This is a genomic window from Cellulomonas hominis, assembly GCF_014201095.1.
Classification (GTDB): domain Bacteria; phylum Actinomycetota; class Actinomycetes; order Actinomycetales; family Cellulomonadaceae; genus Cellulomonas; species Cellulomonas hominis.
The window spans coordinates 3,146,931-3,156,626 of record NZ_JACHDN010000001.1; the positions used below are offsets into that span (position 1 = coordinate 3,146,931).

The following is a 9,696-nucleotide window of genomic DNA, read 5'->3' on the forward strand; positions in this document are numbered from 1 at the left end:
GCAGGAGGTGCCCCATGGACCAGAACGCCACGCCCGAGCCCCGGCCGGCCGACCCCGTGACCGCCGCGTACGCGGCGCCCGCGGCGCCCGCGGTGCCCGCCGCGCCCGCCGCGCCCGAGGAGGCGTACCCGCCGCCGCGCCGCTCGCGCCGCCGCCGCACCGCCGTCGCCCTGTTCGCCTCCGGCGCGGTCGCGGCCGGGCTTGTGCTCGGCGGGACCGCGTACGCGGTCGGGCTGCCGGACGGGTCGTCCGAGCCGGACCTGGCGGCGGCGCCGTCCGCCGGCGGGGGCGCGTTCGGCTACCGCGGCCCGCAGTCGGGTGGCGGCTCGGCGCCCTCGACGACGCTGCCCGGCACCGGGACGGCCACCGGCACCGGCACCCTGGACGCCACCACCGCGAGCGACGCGCAGCAGGCCGGCGTCGTGCTGGTGTCGACCGTCCTCGGGTACCAGTCGGCGGAGGCGGCGGGCACGGGCGTCGTCCTCACGTCCGACGGCCTGGTCGTCACGAACAACCACGTGGTCGAGGGCGCCACCGAGATCACCGTGACGATCGGCACCACGGGGGAGACCTACACCGCCGAGGTGGTCGGCACGGACGCCACCGCCGACGTCGCGGTGCTCCAGCTGCAGGGCGCCTCGGGGCTCACGACCGTCGCGCTGGACGACGACGAGGACGGGGTCGCGGTCGGCGACGCGGTCACGGCGGTCGGGAACGCCGAGGGCGGCGGCGTGCTGCTCGCCGCGGACGGCACCGTCACCGGCCTGGACGAGTCGATCACCACGCAGGCCGAGGGCGCCTCGTCCGGCGAGTCCCTGACCGGGCTGATCGAGGTGGACGCCGACGTCGTGTCCGGCGACTCCGGCGGCCCGCTGCTGGACGACGAGGGCGAGGTCGTCGGCATCACGACCGCCGCGTCCTCGGGCTCCGCCGACGTCACCGGGTACGCCATCCCGATCGGGGACGTGCTCGACGTCGTGACCCAGATCGTGTCCGGCCAGGACACCGACTCGATCACGCTCGGCTACCCGGCGTTCCTGGGCGTGCAGCTGGCGACGACGGGTGCCACCGGTCTGCCCGGCGCCTCGGGCGCGGCCGCGACCGGCGCCACGATCGCCGGTGTCGTCGACGGCACCCCGGCTGCGGAGGCGGGCCTGACGGCGGGCGACACGATCACCGCGGTCGACGGCACGCCGGTCGCGGACGCCGACGCCCTGAGCGCGGCGCTCGCGGCGCACGCCCCCGGCGACCAGGTCACGCTGACCTGGACCACGACGTCGGGCGCGTCGCAGTCGGCGACAGTCACCCTGATCGCGGGCCCGGCCGACTGACCCCACACACCGGCCCCGCACGCCGAGGTCGTCGGTTCCGCCTCCCGGACCGGGTGCGCAACCGGCGACCTCGGGCGGAACCGTCGACCTCACGCCGGCGGCCCGCCCCGCCCTGCACGCGCGAGCCACGGGCGCCGCGGCCCGCCGCCCCGGTGTCCCAACCGGGGCGGCGGGTGCGCGTGCGCCCCCTCAGCGGACGTCGGTGTCGGGACCCTGGATCGCGGCCCTGCCGGCCTCGAGCCGCGCGACCGGAACCCGGAACGGCGAGCAGGACACGTAGTCCAGGCCCACCGCGTCGAAGAACCGGATCGACTCCGGGTCACCGCCGTGCTCGCCGCAGACTCCGACGGTGAGGTCGGGCCGGGTGGCCCGGCCCTCCTCCACCGCGATGCGGACGAGCCGTCCGACGCCCTTCGCGTCGATGGTCTCGAACGGGGAGATCGTGAGGACCCCGTTCTCGAGGTACTCCGGGAAGAACGCGCCCTCGACGTCGTCCCGGGAGAAGCCCCACGTGGTCTGCGTGAGGTCGTTGGTGCCGAACGAGAAGAACTGCGCGACCTCGGCGATCCGGTCGGCCGTGAGCGCCGCGCGCGGCAGCTCGATCATCGCGCCGACCGGCAGGTCCAGCGCGATCCCGCGGGTCTCGCCGACCTCGGCCATGATCCGCAGCGCCTCGTCGCGGACCAGGTGCAGCTCCATGACCGACCCGACGAGCGGGACCATGATCTCCGCGTGCGGGGTGCCGCCGGCCTCGAGCCGGTCGGCGGTGGCCTCGCAGATCGCGCGGATCTGCAGGGAGAACAGCCCGGGCACCACGAGCCCGAGCCGGACGCCGCGCAGCCCGAGCATCGGGTTCGCCTCGTGCATCCGTCGCACCGCGGCGAGCAGCTTGACGTCCGCCGCGTCGACCTCGCCGCGCTCCTCGGCCAGCGCGACCTTGACCGACAGCTCGGTGAGGTCCGGCAGGAACTCGTGCAGCGGCGGGTCGATCAGCCGGATGGTCGTCGGCAGGCCGTCCATCTCGGTGAGCAGCGCGCCGAAGTCGGCCCGCTGCAGCGGGAGCAGGGCGTCGAGCGCGGACTGCCGCTCCTCGTCGTCCTCCGCGAGCACGACCCGCTCGACGAGCACCCGGCGCTCGCCGAGGAACATGTGCTCGGTCCGGCACAGCCCGATGCCCTGGGCGCCCAGCGACCGGGCCCGGTGGGCGTCCTCGGCGGTGTCGGCGTTGGCGTGCACCCGCAGGCGCCGCTTCTCGTCGGCGTGCGTGAGGATCCGGTGCACCGACGTCACCAGGTCGGCGGTCTGCTCGTCGTCGCCGGCCTGGTCGAGGGCCGCGTCCAGGCCGGACTCGAGGTAGGTGCTGACCGGCGACGGGACGACCGGGACGGCGCCCAGGTACACCTCGCCGGTGGAGCCGTCGATCGCGATGACGTCGCCCTCGGACACCGCGTGGCCGTTGACCTTGAGCGTGCGGGCGACGGGGTCGATGTCCAGCTCGTCCGCGCCGACCACGCAGGTGCGGCCCATGCCGCGTGCCACGACCGCCGCGTGCGACGTCTTGCCGCCGCGCGCGGTCAGCACGCCGACCGCCGCGATCATGCCGCCGAGGTCGTCCGGGTTGGTCTCCCGGCGGACCAGCACGACGTCCTCGCCCTCGGCGGCCCGGGCCTGCGCGGTCGCCGAGTCGAACACGGCCCGGCCCACCGCCGCGCCCGGGGAGGCCGCCATGCCCTTGGTGAGGAGCGTGCGCTCGGCCGTGGAGTCGAACTGCGGGAACATCAGCTGCGAGAGCTGCGCGCCGCTGACCCGGGCCAGGGCCTCGTCCATCGTGATGAGGTGCTCGTCGACCAGCTGGGTCGCGATCCGGAACGCGGCGGGCGCGGTGCGCTTGCCGACCCGGGTCTGCAGCATCCAGAGCTTCCCGCGCTCCACGGTGAACTCGACGTCGCACAGGTCGCGGTAGTGGGTCTCGAGCCGGCGCATCGCCTGGCGCAGGTCGGCGTAGGACTGCGGGTCGACCTCCTCCATCTCCACCAGGCTGAGGGTGTTCCGGATGCCGGCCACGACGTCCTCGCCCTGGGCGTTCACCAGGTAGTCGCCGTAGTCGCCCGTGCGCCCGGTCGCGGGGTCGCGCGTGAACGCCACGCCGGTGCCGGAGGTCGGGCCGAGGTTGCCGAACACCATCGAGCACACGTTCACCGCGGTGCCCAGGTCGTCCGGGATGCGCTCGCGACGGCGGTACAGGCGCGCCCGCTCGGTGTTCCAGGACTTCAGCACCGCGACGATCGCCAGGTCGAGCTGCTCGCGCGGGTGCTGCGGGAACTCGCGGCCGGACTCGACGCGGACGATCTCCTTGAACTGCTCGGTGAGCTGCCGCAGGTCCGCGGCGTCCAGGTCGACGTCGTCGTGCACGCCCTTGGCGGCCTTCGCCTTGTCGAGCGTCTCGGCGAACAGGTCGCCGTCGATGTCGAGCACGGTCTTGCCGAACATCTGGATCAGCCGGCGGTAGGAGTCCCACGCGAACCGCTCGTCGCCGGAGAACTCCGCCAGGCCGATCACGGACGCGTCGTTCAGGCCGACGTTGAGCACCGTCTCCATCATCCCGGGCATGGAGAACTTCGCGCCGCTGCGCACCGACACCAGCAGCGGGTCGTGGAAGTCCCCGAGGCCGCGGCCGAGCGCGTCCTCCAGCCGCCGGACGGCCATCGTGACCTCGACGCGCAGCTCGGGCGGCAGGTGGCCCGTGCGCATGTAGTCGCGGCAGGCGTCGGTCGTGATGGTGAAGCCGGGCGGCACCGGCAGGCCCAGGCGGGTCATCTCGGCGAGGTTCGCGCCCTTGCCGCCGAGCAGATCCTTCTGGTCCTTGTCACCCTCGGAGAAGTCCTGGACATAGCTGGCCACGTGTACCTCCGCGTACGACATCGGGGGAGCGCCGTTGCTCCCACCTCCAGCAGTCTGCTCCCGCCCCTCGCGCGTTGCCCAGGGACCATGGGCCCCCGCCCGCGGGAACGGCCGGGCGGTCCGCGGGCCGGGGTCGGTAGACTGACCCGGTCCGCACGTCCTTCCCGGAACGGAGCCACGGCGCGAGCCGAGCACATGGCTGAGACCTCACCCGACCGCCCCGACCGGTCGCTCCCCGCCGCGCGGGTCGAGCACCGGATCACCATCCCGTCCAGCGTCTCCATGGTCGAGCTCCTCGGCATGGACGACCAGGTGCTCCGCGCGGTCGAGTCGGGCTTCCGCACCGTGGACGTGCACGCGCGCGGCAACGAGATCACCCTGGCCGGCCCGGCCGGCGACGTCGCGCTGGTCGCCCGGCTCGTCGACGAGCTGGTCGAGATGGCCGCCGGCGGCACACCGCTGACCCCGGACGTCGTGACCCGCTCGGTCGCGATGCTCACGGCGGGCACCGCCACGCGCCCGGCGGACGTGCTGACGTTCAACATCCTCTCGACCCGGGGGCGCACGATCCGCCCGAAGACGTCGGGGCAGAAGGAGTACGTCGACGCGATCGACCGGAACACGGTGACGTTCGGCATCGGCCCGGCGGGCACCGGCAAGACGTACCTCGCGATGGCGAAGGCCGTGCAGGCGCTGCAGGCCCGGCAGGTCAACCGGATCGTGCTGACCCGGCCGGCGGTCGAGGCGGGGGAGCGGCTCGGGTTCCTGCCCGGCACGCTCAGCGAGAAGATCGACCCCTACCTGCGGCCGCTGTACGACGCGCTGCACGACATGGTCGACCCCGACTCGATCCCGCGGCTGATGGAGGCCGGGACGATCGAGGTGGCGCCGCTGGCGTACATGCGCGGGCGCACGCTCAACGACTCCTTCATCATCCTGGACGAGGCGCAGAACACCTCGGCCGAGCAGATGAAGATGTTCCTCACCCGGCTCGGCTTCGGGTCGAAGGTCGTGGTCACCGGCGACGTCACCCAGGTGGACCTGCCGTCGGGCACGACCTCCGGCCTGCGGGTGGTCGAGACGATCCTGGCGGACGTGGACGACGTCGCGTTCTGCCGGCTGAGCTCCTCCGACGTCGTCCGCCACCGCCTGGTGAGCGACATCATCGACGCCTACGCACGCTGGGACACCACTGCACGATGAGTATCGAGGTCAACAACGAGTCCGGCCACGAGGTCGACGAGGCGGAGTTCGCCGCGCTCGCCCGCTTCGTCCTGGACCAGATGCACGTGCACCCGCAGACCGACCTGTCGATCCTGTTCGTCGACACGGAGGTCATGACGGACCTGCACGTGAAGTGGATGGACGAGCCCGGCCCGACCGACGTGCTGTCCTTCCCGATGGACGAGCTGCGGCCCGGCCGCGCGGACGACCCGACGCCCGCGGGGCTGCTCGGCGACGTCGTGCTGTGCCCGGAGGTCGCGGTGGAGCAGGCGCGCACGGCCGGCCACTCGACGGTCGAGGAGCTGCTGCTGCTCACCACGCACGGGATCCTGCACCTGCTGGGCTACGACCACGCGGAGCCGGAGGAGGAGAAGGAGATGTTCGGCCTGCAGCGCCAGCTGCTGCTGACCTTCCTCGCCGGGCGATGAGCGAGGTCACGCCGGGCACGGTGGGGCTGCTCGCGGCCCTCACGGTGCTCGCCGTCCTCGTGGCGGCCCTGCTGTCCGCGGGCGAGGCGGCGGTGCTGCGGATCGGCCGGAACGCCGTCGCGGACCTGCTGACCGCCCGGCACCCCGCCGCCGAGCGCGTGCGGCGCCTCGCGGAGGACCGCGGGGCGGTCGCCGGGTCGGCCGCCGTCGTGCGGCTGCTGTGCGAGATGCTCGCGGCCGTCTGCCTCACGCTGGCGATCGCCGCGTCCGACCTGGCGTGGTCGCTCGAGCTGGTCATCGCCGTCGCGGCGTGCGCCTTCCTCACCGTGGTGCTGGCCCGGCTGAGCCCCCGGTCGCTGGGGCACCGGTACCCGCGCCAGGTGCTCGTCGCGACGTCGCGGCTGCTGCTCGGGGTGCGCGCGGTCGCCGGGCCGCTGGTGCGGGTCGCCCCGGCCGCCGGCGCGGACCTGGACGAGGAGCGGCTGCGCGAGATCGTCGAGCGCGTCGGCGACGACCCGGAGGGCGACGCGGACGAGCGCGCCATGGTCCGCTCGGTGCTCGGCCTGGGCGACACCCTCACCCGCGAGGTGATGGTGCCCCGCACGGACATGGTGACGACGGTCGAGTCGACCCCGCTGCGCAAGGTGCTGTCCCTGCTGCTGCGCTCCGGGTACTCGCGGGTGCCGGTCGTCGGGGAGCAGGTCGACGACCTCAAGGGCGTGCTCTACCTCAAGGACCTGGTGCGCCGGATGCAGGACGACCCGGACGCCGCCGAGGCCCCGGCCGGCTCGCTCGTGCGGCCCGCGGTGTTCGTGCCGGAGTCGAAGCCGGTCGACGAGCTGCTGCGGGAGCTGCAGGCCGGCGCCTCGCACATCGCGATGGTCGTCGACGAGTACGGCGGGATCGCCGGGCTCGTGACCATCGAGGACGCGCTCGAGGAGATCGTCGGCGAGCTGACCGACGAGCACGACCCGTCGGCGCCGCAGGTCGAGGACCTCGGCGGCGGCGCGTACCTGGTGCCGGCGCGGCTGGCGAAGGACGAGCTCGGCGAGCTGTTCGGCCTCGACGTCGAGGACGACGACGTGGACACCGCGGGCGGCCTGCTGGCCAAGGCGCTCGGCAAGGTGCCCATCCCCGGGTCGGCGGGGGAGATCCACGGCCTGCGCCTGGTGGCGCAGGGCACGGAGGGCCGCCGCAAGCGGGTCGCCCGCGTCCTGGTGTCCCGCGTGCCCGACCCCGACCCCGAGCCGCGCGAGCAGCACCGCGACCCCGAGCCCCAGCCCGCCGCCGACCGCGGCCGGGCCCACCCCACGGACCAGTGACGGAGACCCCCGTGACCCACCGCTCCGGCTTCGCGTGCCTCGTCGGCCGCCCCAACGCCGGCAAGTCGACGCTCACCAACGCCCTCGTCGGGCAGAAGGTCGCGATCACCTCCGGCCGGCCGCAGACCACCCGGCACACGATCCGCGGCATCGTGCACCGCCCGGACGCCCAGCTCGTGCTGGTCGACACCCCCGGGCTGCACCGCCCGCGCACCCTGCTCGGCGAGCGGCTGAACGACCTGGTCCGGGACACCCTCACCGAGGTCGACGTGGTCGGCTTCTGCCTGCCGTCGGATCAGAAGGTCGGGCCGGGCGACCGGTTCATCGCGGAGCAGCTCGCGCAGCTCGGCCGCCGCACCCCGGTCGTCGCGATCGCCACGAAGGCGGACCTGGTCGGCAAGCAGCGGCTCGCGGAGCACCTGCTCGCGGTGTCCGAGCTCGGCGACTGGGCGGACATCGTCCCGGTGTCGGCGGAGTCGGGCTACCAGGTCGACGTGGTGGAGCAGGTGCTCGTCGGGCACCTGCCCGAGGGGCCCGCGCTGTACCCGGAGGGCGAGCTGACGGACGAGCCGGAGGCCGTGATGGTCGCCGAGCTGGTCCGGGAGGCCGCACTCGAGGGCGTGCGGGACGAGCTGCCGCACTCGCTGGCCGTCGTCGTGGACGAGATCGTGCCGCGCGAGGTGGCCGAGGGCGAGCGCCCGATGCTCGACGTGCGCGTGCACCTGTTCGTGGAGCGGGACAGCCAGAAGGCCATCGTCATCGGCCGGGGCGGCACCCGGCTGCGCGAGGTCGGCACCCGGGCCCGCCGGGGCATCGAGGCGCTGCTGGGCTCGCGGGTGTACCTGGACCTGCACGTCAAGGTGGCGAAGGACTGGCAGCGCGACCCCAAGCAGCTCGGGCGGCTGGGCTTCTGAGCACGGTGACGGGCACGGACGACACCGAGGCGGAACGGGTCCCCGGGGAGCGCCGTCCGGTCGGGGATAATCGCGAGGTGCGCTACCGGGTCGCGGCGGGAACGGTCGTGGGGGCGATCGTCCTCGCGGTCCTCGGGGCGCTCATGGGCCCGCAGTGGGCGCCGGTGCCGATGACCGACCCGCTGACCGTGCAGGCCGAGTCGACCGCGATCCCCGGCGCACCCGCCGCCGGCCCGTACCCCGTGGCGGAGAAGGTCGTGGAGGTGCCGCTGGACGGCGCGACGGTCGAGGCGCGCGTGCTGATGCCGCTCGGCGTCGAGGGCGACGTCCCCGGCGTGGTGTTCGTGCACGGCGCGGGCACCGGGGCGTTCGAGGACGCGTTCGTCGAGCAGGCGGAGGCCCTGGCCGAGGCCGGCGTCGCGACGATCGTGCCGAACAAGCGCCTCGACACCTACACGGTGCGCCACCGCGACTACGTGCTGATGGCCGAGGACTACCTGCGGTCGTTCGACCTGCTGCGCGACCTCCCGGGCGTCGACCCGGACCGGGTCGGGGTGTACGCGGAGAGCGAGGGCGCCTGGATCGCGCCCGTGATGGCGGTCGACGAGCCGGACGTCGCGTTCGTGGTGCTGGTGTCCGCGCCCGTCGTGCCCGCGCGGCAGCAGGCGGCGTTCGCCGTCGACTCCTACCTGCGCAACACCGGGGTGCCGCAGCAGGTGTTCCGGGCGATCCCGCGGGCGGTCGGCATGTCGATCCCCGGCGGCGGCTTCGAGTACGCGGACTTCGACGTGGCGCCGTACCAGCGGCAGATGACCCAGCCGGTCCTGGTCGCGTACGGCACCGCCGACGCGTCCATGCCGCTCGTGCAGGGCGCCGAGCAGATCATCCGGGACGTCGCGATCGCCGGGAACACGGACTACACCGTCCGGTACTACCGCGGCGCCGACCACGGCATCCGGGTGGCCGGCGCGGTCGCCCCGGCGTTCCTGCGCGACCTGACGGGCTGGGTGCAGGGGCTCCCGGAGACGGGCTCGGTGTGGCCGCGGATCGCGGGGGACCAGCCCGAGCAGCTGTACTGGGCCGCGCCCGTGCCGCAGCCGCGCTGGCTCGGCAACGGGGACGTGCTGGTGTTCCTCGTGCTCGGCGCGGTGGGCCTGGTGGTGCTGCTGCCGCTGGCGCGCTGGGCGGCCGTGGGCGTGCAGCACCTGCGCGGGCGGGCGCCGGCGCCGGGCCGGGACCGGGTGCTGGCCCGGCGGCTCGCGCTGCTGTCCGCGGCCTCGGTCGGGACCGTGGTGGCGCTCGTCTGGTACCTCGTGGCCGTGGCGCGGCTCGCCCTCGGGTACGAGCGCAACGGCTGGATCGTGCAGGGCGGCTGGCTCGGCGTCCGGCTGCTGGGCCTCGCGGCGGTGCTCGCCGCGGCGGCCGTGGTCGTGCGGCTGCGCCGCCTGCGGCAGTCCGGCGAGCCGATGGCGCGCGGCGCGGTCGGGCACGTGGTCCTCTGGGGCACGTGCGCCGCCTGCGCGGCGCTGCTGGTCGTGCTCGCGTACTGGGGCGTGTACCAGCTGGGGATCTAGCG

The 9,696-nt window shown here is 74.4% G+C and carries 7 protein-coding genes; 6 read left to right on the forward strand and 1 reads right to left on the reverse strand.

Features of this window, described 5'->3' with window-relative positions:
* Positions 1-14: 14 nt before the first annotated feature.
* A complete protein-coding gene (locus HNR08_RS14800; RefSeq protein ID WP_146839299.1) occupies positions 15-1,331 on the forward strand; it encodes a S1C family serine protease in 1,317 nt (438 codons plus the stop codon).
* Between the two features lie 189 nt (positions 1,332-1,520).
* Here HNR08_RS14800 and ppdK read toward each other — a convergent pair whose 3' ends face one another.
* Positions 1,521-4,232 (reverse strand): pyruvate, phosphate dikinase, encoded by a 2,712-nt coding sequence (gene ppdK / locus HNR08_RS14805; protein WP_146839297.1) that lies wholly within the window; start codon positions 4,230-4,232, stop codon positions 1,521-1,523.
* A gap of 195 nt (positions 4,233-4,427) precedes the next feature.
* On the opposite strand from ppdK, the gene HNR08_RS14810 reads away from it, so the two are divergent.
* From HNR08_RS14810 to HNR08_RS14830, 5 genes are all read left to right on the forward strand, one after another.
* Positions 4,428-5,435, forward strand: coding sequence for a PhoH family protein (locus HNR08_RS14810; RefSeq protein ID WP_146839295.1), 1,008 nt, complete (start codon positions 4,428-4,430; stop codon positions 5,433-5,435).
* Entirely contained in the window at positions 5,432-5,884 is a 453-nt protein-coding gene (gene ybeY / locus HNR08_RS14815) for an rRNA maturation RNase YbeY (protein ID WP_146839293.1), read from the forward strand. Before HNR08_RS14810 ends, ybeY begins: the two co-directional genes overlap by 4 nt.
* Positions 5,881-7,206, forward strand: a complete 1,326-nt coding sequence (locus HNR08_RS14820) for a hemolysin family protein (protein ID WP_146839291.1) — start codon at positions 5,881-5,883, stop codon at positions 7,204-7,206. Before ybeY ends, HNR08_RS14820 begins: the two co-directional genes overlap by 4 nt.
* 11 nt (positions 7,207-7,217) lie before the next feature.
* Positions 7,218-8,120, forward strand: a complete 903-nt coding sequence (era, locus tag HNR08_RS14825) for a GTPase Era (protein ID WP_146839289.1) — start codon at positions 7,218-7,220, stop codon at positions 8,118-8,120.
* A 77-nt stretch (positions 8,121-8,197) separates the two neighbouring features.
* A complete protein-coding gene (locus HNR08_RS14830) occupies positions 8,198-9,694 on the forward strand; it encodes an alpha/beta hydrolase family protein (RefSeq protein ID WP_338075804.1) in 1,497 nt (498 codons plus the stop codon).
* The last annotated feature ends 2 nt before the right edge of the window (positions 9,695-9,696 follow it).

Bases quoted from the DNA above. Each gene is read 5' to 3' on its own strand.
- HNR08_RS14810 (WP_146839295.1), top strand. From the start codon at position 4,428: ATGGCTGAGACCTCACCCGACCGCCCCGACCGGTCGCTCCCCGCCGCG.
- HNR08_RS14800 (WP_146839299.1), top strand. From the start codon at position 15: ATGGACCAGAACGCCACGCCCGAGCCCCGGCCGGCCGACCCCGTGACC.
- ybeY (WP_146839293.1), top strand. From the start codon at position 5,432: ATGAGTATCGAGGTCAACAACGAGTCCGGCCACGAGGTCGACGAGGCG.
- HNR08_RS14820 (WP_146839291.1), top strand. From the start codon at position 5,881: ATGAGCGAGGTCACGCCGGGCACGGTGGGGCTGCTCGCGGCCCTCACG.